Annotated in this window: 15 protein-coding genes; 11 read left to right on the forward strand and 4 right to left on the reverse strand. The window is 60.0% G+C overall.

What is annotated here, in order from left to right; all coding sequences use genetic code 11:
• Positions 1 to 43 precede the first annotated feature (43 nt).
• From QO002_RS03475 to QO002_RS03515, 9 genes are all read left to right on the forward strand, one after another.
• On the forward strand, positions 44 to 220 hold the full coding sequence (locus QO002_RS03475; protein WP_307226715.1) for a Flp family type IVb pilin: 177 nt from the start codon (positions 44 to 46) through the stop codon (positions 218 to 220).
• A gap of 138 nt (positions 221 to 358) precedes the next feature.
• Positions 359 to 871, forward strand: coding sequence for an A24 family peptidase (locus tag QO002_RS03480; RefSeq protein WP_307226717.1), 513 nt, complete (start codon positions 359 to 361; stop codon positions 869 to 871).
• Between the two features lie 136 nt (positions 872 to 1,007).
• Complete coding sequence (gene cpaB / locus QO002_RS03485) at positions 1,008 to 1,826, forward strand: Flp pilus assembly protein CpaB (protein ID WP_307226719.1); 819 nt, start codon at positions 1,008 to 1,010, stop codon at positions 1,824 to 1,826.
• Complete coding sequence (locus QO002_RS03490; protein ID WP_307226721.1) at positions 1,823 to 3,391, forward strand: type II and III secretion system protein family protein; 1,569 nt, start codon at positions 1,823 to 1,825, stop codon at positions 3,389 to 3,391. The genes cpaB and QO002_RS03490 overlap by 4 nt, the downstream gene beginning before the upstream one ends.
• A gap of 60 nt (positions 3,392 to 3,451) precedes the next feature.
• Complete coding sequence (locus QO002_RS03495) at positions 3,452 to 4,150, forward strand: CpaD family pilus assembly protein (protein WP_307226722.1); 699 nt, start codon at positions 3,452 to 3,454, stop codon at positions 4,148 to 4,150.
• A gap of 28 nt (positions 4,151 to 4,178) precedes the next feature.
• A complete protein-coding gene (locus tag QO002_RS03500; RefSeq protein ID WP_307226725.1) occupies positions 4,179 to 5,465 on the forward strand; it encodes a CpaE/TadZ family protein in 1,287 nt (428 codons plus the stop codon).
• A gap of 87 nt (positions 5,466 to 5,552) precedes the next feature.
• On the forward strand, positions 5,553 to 7,028 hold the full coding sequence (locus QO002_RS03505; protein WP_307226727.1) for a TadA family conjugal transfer-associated ATPase: 1,476 nt from the start codon (positions 5,553 to 5,555) through the stop codon (positions 7,026 to 7,028).
• Positions 7,029 to 7,034: 6 nt separating this feature from the next.
• Complete coding sequence (locus QO002_RS03510) at positions 7,035 to 8,045, forward strand: type II secretion system F family protein (RefSeq protein ID WP_307226730.1); 1,011 nt, start codon at positions 7,035 to 7,037, stop codon at positions 8,043 to 8,045.
• Positions 8,046 to 8,070: 25 nt separating this feature from the next.
• The gene (locus tag QO002_RS03515) at positions 8,071 to 9,054 is read left to right on the forward strand and encodes a type II secretion system F family protein (RefSeq protein WP_307226731.1); all 984 of its coding nucleotides are present in this window, start codon (positions 8,071 to 8,073) and stop codon (positions 9,052 to 9,054) included.
• A gap of 222 nt (positions 9,055 to 9,276) precedes the next feature.
• Here the strand turns inward: QO002_RS03515 and QO002_RS03520 are convergent, their stop codons facing one another.
• Positions 9,277 to 10,095 (reverse strand): tetratricopeptide repeat protein, encoded by an 819-nt coding sequence (locus QO002_RS03520; protein WP_307226734.1) that lies wholly within the window; start codon positions 10,093 to 10,095, stop codon positions 9,277 to 9,279.
• Between the two features lie 145 nt (positions 10,096 to 10,240).
• On the opposite strand from QO002_RS03520, the gene QO002_RS03525 reads away from it, so the two are divergent.
• Positions 10,241 to 11,632 carry a leucyl aminopeptidase family protein gene (locus QO002_RS03525; protein ID WP_307226735.1) on the forward strand — a complete coding sequence of 464 codons (1,392 nt, stop codon included), beginning with the start codon at positions 10,241 to 10,243 and terminating at the stop codon, positions 11,630 to 11,632.
• Between the two features lie 116 nt (positions 11,633 to 11,748).
• On the opposite strand, the gene dnaA is transcribed toward QO002_RS03525, so the two are convergent.
• From dnaA to mutM, 3 genes are all read right to left on the reverse strand, one after another.
• Positions 11,749 to 13,326: a chromosomal replication initiator protein DnaA gene (gene dnaA, locus QO002_RS03530; protein WP_370878537.1), complete on the reverse strand. Its 1,578-nt coding sequence runs from the start codon at positions 13,324 to 13,326 to the stop codon at positions 11,749 to 11,751.
• 1,043 nt (positions 13,327 to 14,369) lie between these two features.
• Entirely contained in the window at positions 14,370 to 14,636 is a 267-nt protein-coding gene (gene rpsT / locus QO002_RS03535) for a 30S ribosomal protein S20 (RefSeq protein ID WP_307226741.1), read from the reverse strand.
• Positions 14,637 to 14,816: 180 nt separating this feature from the next.
• The gene (gene mutM, locus QO002_RS03540; RefSeq protein ID WP_307226743.1) at positions 14,817 to 15,707 is read right to left on the reverse strand and encodes a bifunctional DNA-formamidopyrimidine glycosylase/DNA-(apurinic or apyrimidinic site) lyase; all 891 of its coding nucleotides are present in this window, start codon (positions 15,705 to 15,707) and stop codon (positions 14,817 to 14,819) included.
• A gap of 171 nt (positions 15,708 to 15,878) precedes the next feature.
• Between mutM and ubiE the strand changes: the two genes are divergently transcribed.
• Positions 15,879 to 16,655 (forward strand): bifunctional demethylmenaquinone methyltransferase/2-methoxy-6-polyprenyl-1,4-benzoquinol methylase UbiE, encoded by a 777-nt coding sequence (gene ubiE / locus QO002_RS03545; RefSeq protein WP_307226745.1) that lies wholly within the window; start codon positions 15,879 to 15,881, stop codon positions 16,653 to 16,655.
• Positions 16,656 to 16,703: the final 48 nt, after the last annotated feature.

Genomic DNA, 16,703 nt, shown 5'->3' on the forward strand with positions numbered 1-16,703 from the left:
GTTGGCGGCAGTGCTGAACAACAAGTGAAGTAGGAGAGATAATATGACCAAGCTTTTCACGCGTTTCATGAAGGATGAATCCGGCGCGACCGCCATCGAATACGGTCTGATCGCAGCCCTCATTTCCGTCGCTCTCATCACCGGCGCAACCGCCCTCGGTGACCAGCTCGACACCACGTTCAAGGACCTGTCGACGAAGCTCGACGACGCCGGCAAGTAATTAGCTTATCCGCCTAGGATCAGGGCCGTCTCTTCAAAAGGGGCGGCCCTTGGCATTTGTGAATGGAGCTTTATCCAATCCTTAAGCGTCAAGCGTAATGCTATCGACGAAATTCACTTTCACCTGTCTGGAAGAGCGATGACGGAAGCCGCGATCTTTGTTGTATTTCCTCTCTGCCTCGCCATGGCAGCCTTTTCCGACCTCTTTACGATGACGATCCCGAACCGGGTATCGGCGATCCTGCTGGCGACCTTCGTCGTCGTGGCGCCCTTTGCCGGCCTCGGCCTTCAGGATATCGCCTTTCACGTCAGCGGCGGATTGATTGTCTTTGCGTTCTGTTTTGCGCTTTTTGCGCTCAACATCATGGGTGGGGGCGACGCGAAGCTTCTGACTGCTGCGGCAGTATGGTTCGGGTTCAACCATTCGCTCTTCCTGTTCCTGGCTTATGTCTCGATCTTCGGCGGTGTTCTGACGCTGGTCATCCTGGTTCTGCGAAAGCAGGAAAATGCGCTGCTGGCCTCCGGATTGCCGCTCCCGCATCTGCTGTTTACCGCAAAGAAGATCCCCTACGGCATCGCAATCGGTCTAGGCGGTTTCTTTGCCTACCCGTCTTCGCCGCTCATGATGGCCGTACTCGGACAGATGCAATAGGTCAGGTCTATGTTTTGCGCCGTCCGACAGGGATGGTGACCATTCGTTAACCACACTGCTAAGCAACTCGTTAACCTTAATTACACCAATTTCAGATCATTCTGCCCCGACGTAATTCCGTGGGGCGGGAAAAAACATGAAACCGGTGCGCGTAATCATTCTGGCGGTGGCTGTCATTTCGGCAGGACTGGCCGGCTTTCTTGCCCTGAAGCTGACAGGTGGACGGACTGTCATCGCGGCTGGCGAGCCAGTCGTTGAAAAGGAACCGACAGTCAACGTGTTGGTCGCCAGCAAGAGCTTGCCCGTCGGCTCGCGGCTCGATGGCGATTCCATACGCTGGACGACCTGGCCCGAAAGCGGCCTCGTCGACGGATTGATCACCGACCAGAACCGTCCCAATGCCGTGACCGATCTGACCGGCGTCGTCGTGCGCATGCCGCTTTTCAATGGCGAACCTGTCCGCCAGGAAAAGATTGCTGACGCCTCGTCCCGAATCATGTCTGCGCTGCTGCCCGCCGGCAAGCGTGCTGTCGCGACCGAAATCACGGTTGCCACCGGCGCGGGGGGCTTCATCCTGCCGAACGACCGGGTCGACGTGATCATGGTGCGCAAGGCCGACACCGGCAGCTTCATCACTGAAACCGTCCTCAGCAATGTCCGCGTTCTGGCGATCGATCAGCAGATCGAGGAAAAAGAGGATGGGTCCAAATCCGTCGTCGGCACGACTGCGACGCTGGAGCTGACGCCGGACCAGTCCAAGGTCATGACGGTCGCCCAACAAATGGCCGATCGGCTGTCGCTGGCTCTGCGCAGCATCGCCGATGCGCAGGAGCCGGATACGGTTGCCGCCGATTATCTGCTCAGCGGCGACGGCCAGCCGGCCATTCAGGTCATCAAGTCGGGTTCTATCGTCAAGTCGGATGACGGCGTCGCCCAGGAAAGCAGCAACCAATGATCGCGCGGAAAATCAAAGTGAACCGGATTGTAAAAACTCTTCGCTCGTCCGTCGCCGGCGGTCTTGCTCTCTGCCTGGCCTTTTCCGGAATGCCCGGCCAGGGTTTCTTCGCGCAGGCTGCAAGCGAATCCCTGGTTCGGATCGTCGATAGCGGTCCTGGCGTCAAGAAAACCATCAAGCTCGGCCTCAACAAGGCGATCGTCGTTGACCTGCCGACGGATGCTCATGATATTCTCGTTGCCGATCCGACCCTTGCCGATGCGGTAACGCGCTCTTCACGGCGCATCTATCTGTTCGGCAAGACGGTCGGCCAGACGAATATTTTCGTCTTCGGACCCAACGGCGAGGAAATCGTCAGCCTGGATCTGGAAATCGAGCGCGACATCGCGGGGCTCGAGGCAAACCTGCGACGCTTCCTGCCGGAATCCGACATCAATGTCGAAATCATCTCCGACAACATCGTGCTGACGGGAACGGTTCGCACGCCGCTCGATTCGACCCGTGTCGTAGAGTTGGCCCAAGCCTTCCTCAAGGGCGGTGAAGCGACAACCCGCAATATTACGGCGCAGGGCAACAACGGCGATGCCGACATCTTTGCCGAAGATCGGCAGACCTCCCAGATCGTCAATCTCCTGACGATCGAAGGCGAGGACCAGGTGATGCTGAAGGTGACGGTCGCCGAAGTGTCACGTCAGGTCCTGAAGCAGCTCGGGATCAGCGGCAACATCTACAGCGATACGAGCGGTGATGGAATCACGTTCAGAAATCCAGCCAATCTCGGGAACGCGATCAATCCCGTCGCTTCGGCGATAACTGGCGCGATCGGTTCGGGATCGATGAATTTCGCCAGTTATATCAATGCGATGGAGCAGGCTGGTGTCATGAGGACTCTGGCGGAGCCGAGTCTGACTGCTATATCCGGAAAAGAGGCAAAATTCTTCGTTGGTGGTGAATACCGTCTGCCGAGTGGACAGGAAATTAGTTCCACAACTGTAAACGGTGTTCAGGTCCCAACTCTCACGCGTGAAACCACTGATGTCGAATACGGGGTTGAGCTGAACTTTAAGCCGGTCGTTCTCGGGCCTGGGCGTATCGCGCTCGACATCGAAACGAACGTTTCGGAACCGACCTTCGAGGGGTCCAACGTGGTTGGCAATACCAACCGCGAGATTCCCGGTCAGACCTACATGTCGATCCGCAAGCGTGAGGCCTCCACCAGTGTCGAATTGCCATCCGGCGGTTCCATCGTCATCGGCGGCCTGATCCAGGACAATATTCGTCAGGCGATGTCCGGACTGCCGGGTGTCTCGAAGATCCCGATCTTCGGAACGCTCTTCCGCAGCAAGGATTTCGTTCGCAACGAGAGCGAACTGGTCATCATCGCGACGCCCTATCTGGTCAAGCCGGTGGCCCGCAGCGCCATTTCGCGGCCGGATGACAACTTCAATCCTACCGGTGACCTGTCAGGTTATTTCCTCGGCACCGTCAACCGCATCTATGGCAATGCCCAGGCGCACGCTCCGGCCGGCCAGTACCACGGCAATGTCGGCTTCATCTACAAATAGGCGGGAACGGACATGATCGACACGCTCTTCACGAACCGTTCCCATAAAAGGCTTCCGACCATGCGGTCCACTCAGCTTTCCAGTGCAGCCCGTTCCATCCGTCTCCTCGCGCTCGGCACGCTTCTTGTTGCCGGCGCCGGCCTTGTCGGTTGCGCGCGCGACGGCACGACGACCGGCTCGCTGCCGGACGACTACCGCACCCGCCATCCGATCGTGATCGCCGAGTCCGAACATGTCATCGACGTGCCGATCGCCTCCGGCGACCGGCGCCTCACCGCCGGTGCGCGGGACGTCATTCGCGGGTTCGCCCAGAGCTACAAGGGTTCCTCGACCGGGGTCGTACAGATTCTGCTGCCGTCCGGTTCGCCCAACGCTGCTGCTGCCGACACCATGCGCCGCGAAATCCGCAACACGCTCGCGTCGGCTGGCGTCCCGGCCAACAGGCTGGTCGAGACGCGATATCAGGCAGGGGACACCGGCGATGCTGCGCCTGTCCGGCTTCGCTACACGGCGATCACCGCGCAGACCGAGCCATGCGGCCAGTGGCCGAGCGATCTCGCCCTCAACACGATGGAAAACAAGAACTACGAGAATTTCGGGTGTGCGACGCAGGCGAATATGGCTGCCCAGATCGCCAATCCAATGGATCTTCTCGGGCCGCGTGAAATGTCGCCGATAGATGCCGTACAGCGTGGTGAGGTTATCAAGGATTATCGCGGCACCAATAGTGGCACGACCATCACCATCAACACGAACTGACAGCCGCACGGCCTGACGGGATAGCACCATGAGCGCGATTGACTACAAGATCGAGACCGGAGCGGACGAAACGGAAGGTCTGGCTGAGGCGCGGACAGGTGATATCGATCACCTGCGGCCGTTGCCGCGGATTTCCGTGCACGCCTTCTGCGAGACCGAAGCCCTGCAACGGGTCATGGAGCGATGCGGTCACGACAGGCGCATGGCCAAGGTCACGATGCGCGTCAACAGCGGCACGATCGCCGCTGCCGCCAACATGTTCTCGACCATGGCGACGCCAAACCTGATCATCCTGGAGACATCTACCGAGCCGCAGCATCTCATGGAAGAGCTTGCGCCGCTCGCCGCGGTCTGCGACCCGTCGACCAAGGTGGTGATCATTGGTCGCTATAACGATATTCCGCTCTATCGCGACCTGATCCGCAACGGCATTTCCGAATATATCGTGGCACCTGTCTCGATGCCGGAGGTTCTGGGCACCATCGCATCGATTTTCGTTGATCCGGACGCCGAGCCGCTTGGCCGTACGATTGCCTTTATCGGCGCCAAGGGTGGCGTAGGCTCCTCCACGCTCGCGCACAATTGCGCCTGGGGTATTTCCAACCTGTTCTCCACCGAAGTCGTCCTTGCCGATCTCGATCTCCCCTACGGAACCGCCAATATCAATTTCGACCAGGATCCCCCGAGCGGGATCGCCGAGGCCGTATTTTCGCCGGAGCGGCTGGACGAGGTGTTCCTCGACCGCCTGTTGACCAAGTGCTCCGAGCGCCTCTCGCTTCTGGCGGCTCCCTCGATGCTTGATCGCGCCTATGATTTCGATCCGGCCGCCTTCCAGCCACTGACGGAACTCCTGCAGCGCAACGCGCCGGTCTCCGTGCTCGACGTGCCGCACCAGTGGTCGGAATGGACGCGCAATGTGCTCTCCGAAGCCGACGAAGTGGTCGTGACCGCCGTGCCGGACCTTGCCAACTTGCGCAATGCCAAGAACCTGTTCGATTGCCTGAAGAAGCTCAGGCCCAACGACAAGATGCCGCATCTGGTGCTCAACCAGGTCGGCATGCCGAAGCGGCCGGAGATTACGCCGGGTGATTTCTGCGATTCGCTGGAAATCGAGCCGGTGGCGATCATCCCGTTCGATGCTGTGTTGTTCGGCAATGCTGCCAACAGCGGACGCATGATCGCGGAAATCGACAAGAAGGCACCAATCGCCGAAACCCTGTCGCAGCTCGCGCATCTGGTGACCGGCCGTGCTGAAGTGAAGAAGGCAAAAAAGGGTGGCCTCGGCAAGATGTTGGGTCTGCTGGGTCGCAAGTAACAGGCGCCGGACTATCCGGCCAGAAGCGATGTGCCTCGAAGCGTCCGATAGACGCGGAGGTTCCGGAACGTAGAGCGGGTTGAAAGCATGTTTGGGAAACGCGGAAACGAAGGCTTCGGCAAGAGCGGCTTGAACGCTCCTGCGCCCGCGCCTGTGGTGGCGTCTGCAGTTGCTGCAACGGCGGAGCGGACAACGGCAGCCCCCGTGCTTTCTGAGCCCGAACGCGCCTCGGCACCGGTTCGCGCGCAGCCGGCGCCAGCACCCGCGCGCCGTCGCCCCGCCCGCACGGAAGACTATTACGACACCAAGAGCCAGGTCTTCTCCGCGCTTATCGACACGATCGATCTTTCCCAGCTCGCCAAGCTCGACAACGAGAGCGCGCGCGAGGAAATCCGCGATATCGTCAACGATATCATCACGATCAAGAACTTCGCGATGTCGATTTCCGAGCAGGAAGAACTGCTCGAGGACATCTGTAACGACGTTCTGGGCTACGGTCCGCTGGAGCCGCTGCTCGCCCGTGACGATATCTCCGACATCATGGTCAACGGGGCCGGCCAGACCTTCATCGAAGTCGCCGGCAAGACCATCGAGTCTGAAGTCCGTTTCCGCGACAACGCGCAGCTCCTGTCGATCTGCCAGCGCATCGTCAGCCAGGTTGGCCGCCGCGTCGACGAATCCTCGCCGATCTGCGACGCGCGTCTTCCGGACGGCTCCCGTGTCAACGTCATCGCGCCGCCGCTTGCCATCGATGGCACCGCGCTCACCATTCGTAAGTTCAAGAAGGACAAGCTGAAGCTCGACCAGCTCGTCAAGTTCGGCGCGATCACCCCGGAAGGCGCTGTCCTTCTCCAGATCATCGGCCGCGTGCGCTGTAATGTTGTCATCTCCGGCGGTACCGGCTCGGGCAAGACGACGCTGCTCAACTGCCTCACAGGCTTCATCGATGCCGACGAGCGCGTCATCACCTGCGAGGATACGGCCGAACTGCAGCTGCAGCAGCCGCATGTGGTGCGTCTCGAAACCCGCCCGCCGAATATCGAAGGTGAAGGCGAGATCACCATGCGCGATCTCATCAAGAACTGCCTGCGCATGCGCCCTGAACGCATCATCGTCGGCGAAGTGCGCGGACCGGAAGTCTTCGACCTGCTGCAGGCGATGAACACCGGTCACGATGGCTCGATGGGAACCATCCACGCAAACACGCCACGCGAATGCCTGTCGCGTATGGAATCGATGATTGCCATGGGCGGCTTTACGCTGCCGGCCAAGACGGTCCGAGAAATCATTGCCGGCTCGATCGACGTCATCGTCCAGGCCGCTCGCCTGCGCGATGGGTCGCGCCGCATCACCCACATCAGCGAAGTGATCGGCATGGAAGGTGATGTCATCATCACCCAGGACCTGATGCGCTACGAGATCGACGGCGAAGACGCCAATGGCCGCATCATCGGCCGCCACAAGTCGACCGGCATCGGTCGCCCGCATTTCTGGGATCGCGCCCGTTACTTCAATGAAGACAAGCGCCTGGCGGCAACGCTCGACGCCATGGAAAAGGATTGATCGGCAATGTTCGGGATCGACATCACCGTTCTGGCGATCGCGGCACTCGCGGCACTCTCGACCGCAGGGCTTGCCTATGGCGTGATGTTCTCCCGGATAGAGACCGAGAAGAAAGCCGAAAACCGTGTCCGCAAGGTCGCGGCGAGCGAGACCGACCGGGTCAAGGTCAAGGCAGCCCGGGACCGCATGACCGAGATGTCGAAGCGTCGAAAGTCGGTGCAGGATTCGCTGAAGGACCTGGAGAAGAAGCAGCAGGAAAAATCGGCCAAGGCCGCCCCGAACATGAAGATGCGGCTTGTGCAGGCCGGACTTGGGATCAGCGTCACCCAGTTTTATATCATGAGCGTGGGGCTCGCCATCGTCATCGGCGCCTTTTCGTTTGTGGCCGGTGCCATGCTTCCGATCGTCGCGGGCCTGACCTTGATTTCGGCGGCTGGTCTGCCGCGCTGGATCGTCAACTTCCTGATCAAGCGCCGTTGCAAGCAGTTTCTCGACGAGTTTCCCAACGCGCTCGATGTTATGGTGCGCTCGATCAAGTCCGGTCTTCCGCTCAACGACGCCGTCAGGCTGATCGCCAATGATGGCCAGGAACCGGTCAAGACGGAATTCAGGCGTATCATCGAAGCCCAGCAGGTGGGTCTCAATATCCCCGAAGCCTGCGCGCGCATGATCAACAACATTCCGCTTTCCGAGGTCAATTTCTTCGCGATCGTCATCGCCATCCAGGCGCAGGCCGGCGGCAACCTGTCGGAAGCGCTCGGCAACCTCGGCAAGGTGCTGCGCGAACGCAGGAAAATGAAGGCGAAGGTTCAGGCCCTTTCGATGGAGGCAAAGGCATCCGCCGCGATCATCGGCGCGCTGCCCTTCATCGTGGCGACGCTCGTCTACCTGACATCGCCGGATTACATGATGATCCTGTTCACCGATCCACGTGGACATCTGATCATGGGTGTTTCCGGCTTCTGGATGAGTGTCGGCATCTGGGTCATGCGCAACATGATCAACTTCGACATCTAACGCAGGCGAGGCAGGAAGTTCCCCCATGAGCGAAGGTTTGATCGCTATCCTGACTGACCCGAATGTGATCGTTGCCGTGCTGGTGTCGGTCGCGGTGCTCGCCACCTTCTACTCGCTGGCGGTTCCCTTCCTTGAGCGGGGCGATCTCGGCAAACGCATGAAGACGGTTGCAACCGAACGCGAGCAGATCCGTGCACGAGAGCGCGCCCGCCTCAATGCTGAAGGCAGTGGCAAGGCCTCGCTCAGGACCAAGAACAACAGCTCGGTGCGCCAGATCGTCGATCGCCTCAACCTGCGCAAGGCGCTGGTTGACGACAAGACCGTCAACCGGCTGAAATCGGCCGGTTACCGGTCACAGAATGCGCTGAACACCTTTCTGGTCGCGCGGTTCTGCCTGCCCTTCATCTTTCTCGCCGTTGGCGCCTTCTACATTTTTGGCCTCGGCTATCTCGGCGCCAAACCGTTGCCGATGCGCATTCTGGCGGTCGTTGGTTCGGCCTATCTCGGGTTCTACGCGCCAAACATCTTCATTTCCAACGCGGTCACAAAGCGCCAGCACTCCATTCGCCGCGCCTGGCCGGACGCGCTCGATCTTCTGCTGATCTGCGTGGAGTCCGGTATTTCGATGGAGCTTGCCATGCGGCGGGTGGCCGATGAAATCGCGGCGCAATCCACGGCGCTGGCCGAAGAGCTGGTGCTGACCACCGCCGAGCTTTCCTTCCTGCCGGACCGGCGCGTGGCGCTCGAAAATCTCGGCACACGCACCGGGCTTGATGAGGTGAAGTCAGTCATGCAGGCCCTGATCCAGGCGGACCGTTACGGCACGCCGATTGCGCAGGCGCTGCGTGTTCTGGCGCAGGAAAGCCGCGACCAGCGCATGAACGAGGCCGAGAAAAAAGCGGCTGCTCTGCCGCCGAAGCTGACCGTGCCGATGATCCTGTTCTTTCTGCCGGTTCTTATCGCCGTCATTCTGGGACCGGCCGGCATCCAGGTTTCCGACAAATTCTGAGTTTTCTCTCCCTTCTTCCCATCAGGGAGAAGGTTCCCTACAGGGCAGATGAGGGGCCGCATAGCTAAGAATTTGCCGCCTCACTCGTCGCCTTGCCTATGTTCGGCACGTCTCCCCGCAGGGGAGAAAAGGGCGATCGTAGCTCTGCTTCCACATCCTCAAAACAGCAAAACGCCCCACCGCAGAGCTGCGGCAGGGCGTTCGCATTTCGGAAAGCCGGTGTCAATTCGTCCCGTTGTCGCCCGCCGCCTTGTCATTCTTGGCGAGCTTTTGCCAGGCATTCTGTTGCGAGAGCATCGAGCGAAGATAGGCAACATTGGCTTCCGCCTGATCAGGGGCCAGTTCGCGGCGCGCGATTTCCTCGGCTTCCTGGAAGCGGCCCTGCAGACCGACTGCGAGCGCGAGGTTCTGGCGCACGCTGCTGTCGGCGCCAGGCTGGCTTGCGGCGGAGCGCAGATAGGTCTCGGCCGTCTTCAGGTCCTTGCCGAGCACGTAGGACATGCCGAGATTGGAGAGGATGGATGGTTCGTTCGGTTGAATGTCCAGGGCATCGCGGTATCTCTGGCGCGCCTCGGTGGACCGGCCGAGTTGATCGAGGATCGCGCCTTCAGCCGATTTCAGCTTCCAGTCCGGACGGTCGGGGGTCTGGGCGCGGGTAATGGTGTTCAGCGCCTGTTCCAGCTGGCCCGCCGCTGCCTGCGCCTTGCCGTAGGCCGCCAGCACGTCGCGGTCGTTGGGAAAGGCGATGGCGACCTGCTGCATGACCGCAAGCGCCTGTTCGTTACGCCCTGTCATGCGCAGCGCGTTGGCGTAGTTGAGCCCGGTATTCCGGTCCTTGGGATTGCGCTCATAGGCCTTGCCGATGCTGTCGGCGGCCTGGGCAAGCTGAGAGGCCGTCATGGACGACGACACGCTCTGAGACGAGGAGATGGAACCGGTCGTGAGTTCCTTCTTCTGGCCCGCGCAGCCTGCAAGGGCTGCCGCCATCATCACGACGGAAATACCGGAGACCATCCGGGAAGAAATAAAATGCCTGGCCATTGCCCCATGCCCCCATGCCGTAAATTCGCGCACCGGACACAAGCAACACAAAAGCGGCGCAATCTTCGCTCCAGCAATAGTCTGTTAACCCTAATAGAGTGTTAATCGCGGCATTCAGCGACTTCATGCCCTTAAGGATTTTTGCATGGCTCCCTTCCAGTTCATCGACCGCGCGTCTCCCTTCAACACCAGCGGTGGCAAGACCCTGCCGATCTTCGCCGTGACGCCCGCCCATGTGGAGCTCGGCGCCATCGACCCGATCGCGCTCGACTGGGCGCGCAAGGCGGGTTTCAAGGCCGAATCCGGTGCCGTGCTGCTGATCCCGTCGGAAGACGGCCATCTCGGTGGCGCCTTGTTCGGTCTCGGCGCCAATCCGTCGGAAGCCCCGTTCCTCACCGGCAAGCTGGCGCGTGCGCTTCCGGCAGGAAAGTGGCACATCGAAATCGCACCGCTGACGGCAAATCGCCTCGCGCTCGGTTATGGCCTCGGCTCCTACCGTTTCGATCGCTACAAGTCGTCGGCGTCCGGGGCGCCGACATTGATGATCCCGGCAGACGCCGACGCCGTCGACATCAAGCGGCAGCTCGCCGGTGTCTTCCTTGCCCGCGACCTCATCAACACCCCGACCAACGACATGGGGCCGGATGCGCTGGAAAAGGCTTTTCGCGCACTCGCCGACCACTACAAGGCGACAGTCAAGACCGTCGTCGGCGATGATTTGCTGGCTAAGAACTTTCCGCTCATCCATACCGTTGGCCGCGCCAGCGCCGAAGCCCCCCGGCTTCTGGAGCTGCGCTGGGGCAAGAAGGGTCATCGCAAGATCACGCTGGTTGGCAAGGGTGTGTGCTTCGACACCGGCGGCCTCGATATCAAGCCGTCCTCCTCGATGCTGCTGATGAAGAAGGATATGGGCGGTGCCGCCAATGTCATGGGCCTTGCGCTGATGATCATGGACGCCAAGCTGAAGGTCGATCTGCGGGTACTGGTGCCGGTGGTCGAAAACTCGATTTCCGCGAATGCCTTCCGCCCGGGCGACATCTACCGCAGCCGCAAGGGGCTGACGGTTCAGATCGACAACACGGATGCGGAAGGCCGATTGATTCTCGCCGATGCGCTGGCTCTGGCGGATGAGGAAGATACCGATCTGATCATAGACATGGCGACATTGACGGGTGCAGCCCGCGTCGCGCTCGGCCCCGACCTGCCGCCCTTCTATACGGATGACGAAAACCTCGCCCATGATCTGGCGGAAGCAAGCCTGACGGTGGATGACCCGCTGTGGCGCATGCCGCTCTACAAGGGCTATGAAAAGGATATCAACGCCCGCATCGCCGATCTGACCAATGCCCCCTCAGGCGGTATGGCCGGCTCCATCACCGCCGCGCTGTTCCTGAAGCGCTTCGTGACCAATGCGAAAAGCTGGGCGCATTTCGATATCTTCGGCTGGGCACCGGTCGAGCGGCCACATTCGCCGCTGGGCGGTGAGGCACAAGCGATCCGCGCGCTCTATCACCTGATTGCAGCGGGCAAGAAGTAGAAGGCTTGCTTCCTCTTCTCCCCGCCGGGGGAGAAGAGGAATGCAACGCAACGCCAGCATCTTGTAAGCCAATGCCTGCCCTTGGTGGCAGGGAGCGGCTTTCGCCCCAGCCCGCCTTACTCGTTGATCAGCCGCTTCAGAAGCTCGATCTCGTGGCTGAGCTTGGTATCGCCGGAAATCAGGTCTTCGATCTTGCGCACCGCATGCAGTACGGTCGTATGGTCGCGCCCGCCGAAGCGGCGGCCGATCTCCGGGAAGGAGCGGGGCGTCAGGGTTTTCGCCAGATACATGGCGATCTGGCGCGGTTTGACGATGACGCGGGTGCGCCGGTTGGAGACGAGTTCCTGGCGTGACACGTTATAGTGCTTGGCGACGACACGCTGGATGTCCTCAATGCGCACCCGGCGCGGCTCGCCGGCATTGACAAGATGCCCCAGCAATTCGTCGACCCGTTCGATCGACAGCTGCGGCTCGAAGCTGCGGCGGAAAAGCAGCTGGTTGAAAGCGCCTTCCAGCTCGCGGCCGCTGGCCGTGATGTTGCGGGCGACATGGCTCAGGATATCGGCCGGGATATCGAGCGATGCATCTTCCCGGCGGGCGGTTTCGAGCCGTTGCTTCAGGATTTCGAGACGCATTTCATAGTCCGGGCCGTCCATTTCGATGGCGACGCCGCCCTGAAGACGCGAGCGCACGCGCGGATCGAGCGATTCCAGCTCCCACGGCGCGCGGTCGGCGGCAACGACAACCTGCTTGGCGCTGTCGAGCAGCATGTTGAGCAGATGGCAGAATTCGTGCTGGATCGATTTGCCCTGCAGGAACTGCATGTCGTCGATGACCAGCAGGTCGATATTGCGCAGGGCTTCCTTCAGCGACAGCGCATCATTGTCGCGGATGGCAGTGGCAAAGCGCCACATGAAATACTCAGCCGTCAGGTAGACGACGCGCGAGTTGCGCGGACTCTGGATCGCGGCATTGGCGACTGCCTGCAGAAGGTGCGTCTTGCCGAGGCCAACGGAGGAATGAATGAACAGCGGGTTGAAGCGCACCGCGCCGGCGCCGGCTTCCGCAATCGTCTTGGCCGCGGCAAGCGCCACCCGGTTGGACGATCCCTCGACGAAGCTGTCGAACGTGTAACGCTGATCGAGCGGGGAGCCGAAGAGCGGGCCGGAATTGGACGGCGCGGTTTTCTGGACGCCACCAATAGCGGCGGTCGCATGCTGCGCGATGCTCTGCGGCGTGCTGCGGCGGTTCTGGCTGGGGGAGGCGACCTCTACCTGCGGGCTCTGGGCAGCTTCATCCGACAGGCTCGGGCGCGCGCCGCGGGTTGCGGTGCGGACCAGAATCTCGATCTTGAGTATCTCGGCATCTTCCTGCTGGAAAAGGCTGGTGATGAGGTCGAGATAACGGTTGTTGATCCACGACTTCAGAAAGGTCGTGGGCACCGAGAGACGTACCACGCTCTTGGAGACCGAATGCAGCTTCAGGCGGCCGAACCAGCTGGCATAGACGTCAGGACCGACCTGGGCTTTCAAGCGCGCACTGACCCGCTCAAAAAGTGCGTTGTGCCTCATGTCGCTTTTCTCTCCCGCCGCATCAGACCGCTGGCCTGCGATCTGAAATGTATTCTCCCCGTTTTCGAACACACTTGCCGTCGTCACCGAATTACTAAGCATATTGCCGCCTTCCAATACCATTCCATGGAGCCGCCATTGCTGCCGACCCCGACCATATATGCCCAGCACTGCGGCCCTTCCTGTCAAAGGCATGCCGCAGCCTGAACGCTCTCCATGACATCAGGGAGCCTCATCCTCCCTTCCGCCGCGGTTTCCGCACGAATGCGCCATACCTGTGGCAAACGCATGTCCCCCGTGCGGGCTCAGTTCGTTTCACACCGTTTTGCGGTGTTCTTCCTCCCGTTCTCCTCAGGCCAGAAAACCGCCCTCGTTTTGCGGCTCCCGAGCCCTCCCCAGAACAGAAGCATCCGAAGATGTTCATTTCCTGCGAGCTGTTTTATCAAAACGGCTTGGTATTCATGTGGCCCACATGAATACCAAGCCGTTCCTCCGGCACCATGAGGGTTCCGCGGAACCCCGCTCAGAACGAACAGGCACATATATCGTGTCCCCGATCGCTCCTGTTACGCGTCGACGCCAATCGCAATCATAAGATGCAAAAAAAGCGCTCCGTGACCACGCATGTTCACGGCTACAACTCTACTCGACTAAATGATGGAACGTTGTGGAACCACCCCGTTACAAAGGACTAGGCGAAATTATCCTACTTGTGGAAAAGAGGCTCTTTCGTCTCGTTTACGGGTATACCCCGCGCCCTCTGTCCAAGGCATTTAGGCAGGATCGTATGACCAAATCAATCGCGATTTTTAGGGCTGCCGAGCGGTGGCCGGTTGACTCTTTATGCGTGTGCTGCATGCAGCAACGGAAGGCGATTAAGAATCGCTTTTGAATCAAGGGCTTTGAAAAAGGCTCTGGAAATTAGCTGGCGAAAAACAAAAAAAATAAAAAATCTCTTGACTCGTCACAGAGATTAACGGTCCCCGGCGGGCGTCGTGCGAGTCTCGATGTCCTCTCGCAACATATTGGTTTTCTTGGATAAATTTTGTCATTGGCAAGACATAATGACAATTATGCGTATTAACCATGACCGCTGTCGGGAGCTTGAATCCAAATAGCCCGGTCAAGGATGACCGGGCTATTCGAAAGAAGAATACTGAGCCGGATTAAGCCGAAAGGGCCTTAACGCGGCTTGCAAGGCGCGAGACCTTGCGCGATGCCGTGTTGGCATGCAGCACGCCCTTGGTGGCGGCGCGCATCAGTTCCGGCTGGGCTGCCTTCAGGGCGGCTTGGGCGAGAGCCTGATCGCCGGATGCGATGGCTTCTTCGACCTTGCGGATGAAACCGCGAACGCGCGAACGGCGGGACTTGTTGACTTCCGTACGGGCGGCGATCTTGCGGGTCGCTTTTTTCGCCGAAGTTGTATTGGCCATTTGGTGTCTCTCTTCGAAATCTGACAAAAACTTCCGTCTCGCCGTGTCGGGTCACTGCGACCTGTCATCCAAGCAATTCGGGAGCAATATCGGAAAACCTTGGAGCGGCTTTCCAAACTGAGGGCGGCATATAGCGGTAAAAGCCCCATTCGTCAACGCGCTATTTTAAGCCGCACCATCTCATTTCTGGCAGGATGGGCAATAAAAGGTCGATCGCCCCGCCTGCACGATGCGTGTGATAGTCCCGTCGCAGCCGGGCGTGCGGCAAGCTTTGCCTTCCTGGTCATACACCGAAAAGGAATGCTGAAAATAACCGAGCGTGCCGTCCGTCTGGATATGATCGCGCAGCGACGAGCCGCCGGCGGCGATCGCATCGGCGATGACCGCACGGATGGCCTCTGTCAACGTCGTCAGTGCCTTCGTCGGTTTGCCGTTTGCACCGACCACCGAACCTGCAGGTTTCATCGGCGAGAGATGGGAACGCCACAATGCCTCGCAGACATAGATGTTGCCGAGGCCGGCAATATTGCGCTGGTCGAGCAGGGCGGCTTTCAGCGGCTGGGCCTTGCCCTTGAAACGGGCAGCGAGATAGGCGGCGTCCAGCACGTTGCCGGTCGGCTCCTCGCCGAGGCTCTTGAAGAATGCGTGCGCCGATAGCGTATCGCGCGAAACGATATCCATGAAGCCGAAGCGGCGTGGATCGTTGTAGATGACACGGGCCGGGCCGTTTGCCGTCAGAAGATGGAAGATGACGTGGTCGTGCTTCTCGTTCTTGCTGCGCTCGTGATGAAACGTGCCCGGCGTTTCCGCACCATCTCCAGCTTCGATGCGAAACGAACCGGACATGCCGAGATGGGCAACGATGACGTCGCCGGTTTCGAGCTCGATCAGCAGGTATTTCGCCCGCCGCGACAGCGACTGGATGAACTTGCCCTCGAGGCTTGCCGCAAAGCCGTTGGGAAAGGGAAAGCGCAGGTCCGCGCGCCGCAGTTCTGCCCGTTCGATCAGCGCGCCTTCCATGGTCGGCGCCAGGCCGCGCTTGACCGTCTCGACTTCCGGAAGTTCCGGCATCACCACTCCTTTACAGGCTTTCGGCTGCGATCATTTGTCGATTTCCTTGGCCGTGCACATATCCTATAGGGAGGGTGCCGGACAGATGGAACGCAGACCTCACAGAGATAGCGTCTGTCTTTCGAATTCGCTATGGTCCGCGCCTGATGTTGAGAGTTGGAGACTGGCTAAATGACAGGTGAACGCACGTCGGCCGATGGCGGCATGGAGACCTCCTACGGCTTTCGCCAGGTAAGCGAGGGCGAAAAGCAGGCGCTCGTCAACGATGTGTTCCACAAGGTTGCCAAGCGCTACGACATCATGAACGACGTGATGTCGGTCGGTCTGCACAGGGCCTGGAAGGATGCCATGATATCTGCGCTCAACCCGAGCCGCAGCGAGGATTACAGCACGCTCGATGTTGCGGGCGGCACCGGCGATATCGCCTTCCGCATCATCGAGGCCTCCGACCGCAAGGCCCATGCCACGGTGCTCGATATCAATGGCTCGATGCTGGCCGTCGGCGCCGAACGGGCAAAGAAGAAGGGCCTTGCCGACAATCTCACCTTCGTCGAGGCCAATGCCGAGGAACTGCCTTTCGAGGCGAGTTCCTTCGACGCCTATACGATCGCCTTCGGCATCCGCAACGTGCCGCGCATTGATGTTGCCTTGTCGGAAGCCTACCGGGTGCTGAAGCGTGGCGGTCGCCTGCTGGTGCTTGAATTCTCCGAAGTCGAAATGCCGCTGCTCGACAAGGTCTATGATGCCTGGTCGTTCAACGCGATCCCGCAATTCGGCAAGATGATCACCGGCGATGCGGAGCCCTATCAGTATCTGGTGGAATCGATCCGCAAATTCCCGAACCAGAGCGATTTTGCCGCAATGATCAAGACGGCCGGCTTCTCCCGCGTCACCTATACCAACTACACCGGCGGCATTGCTGCCTTGCATTCCGGCTGGAAGATCTGACGCATGCCGCCTTTTTTGATGCTGCGTCACATGACTGCCGGTGATATC

The sequence above is a fragment of the Pararhizobium capsulatum DSM 1112 genome (assembly GCF_030814475.1).
Taxonomy (GTDB): Bacteria; Pseudomonadota; Alphaproteobacteria; order Rhizobiales; family Rhizobiaceae; genus Pararhizobium; species Pararhizobium capsulatum.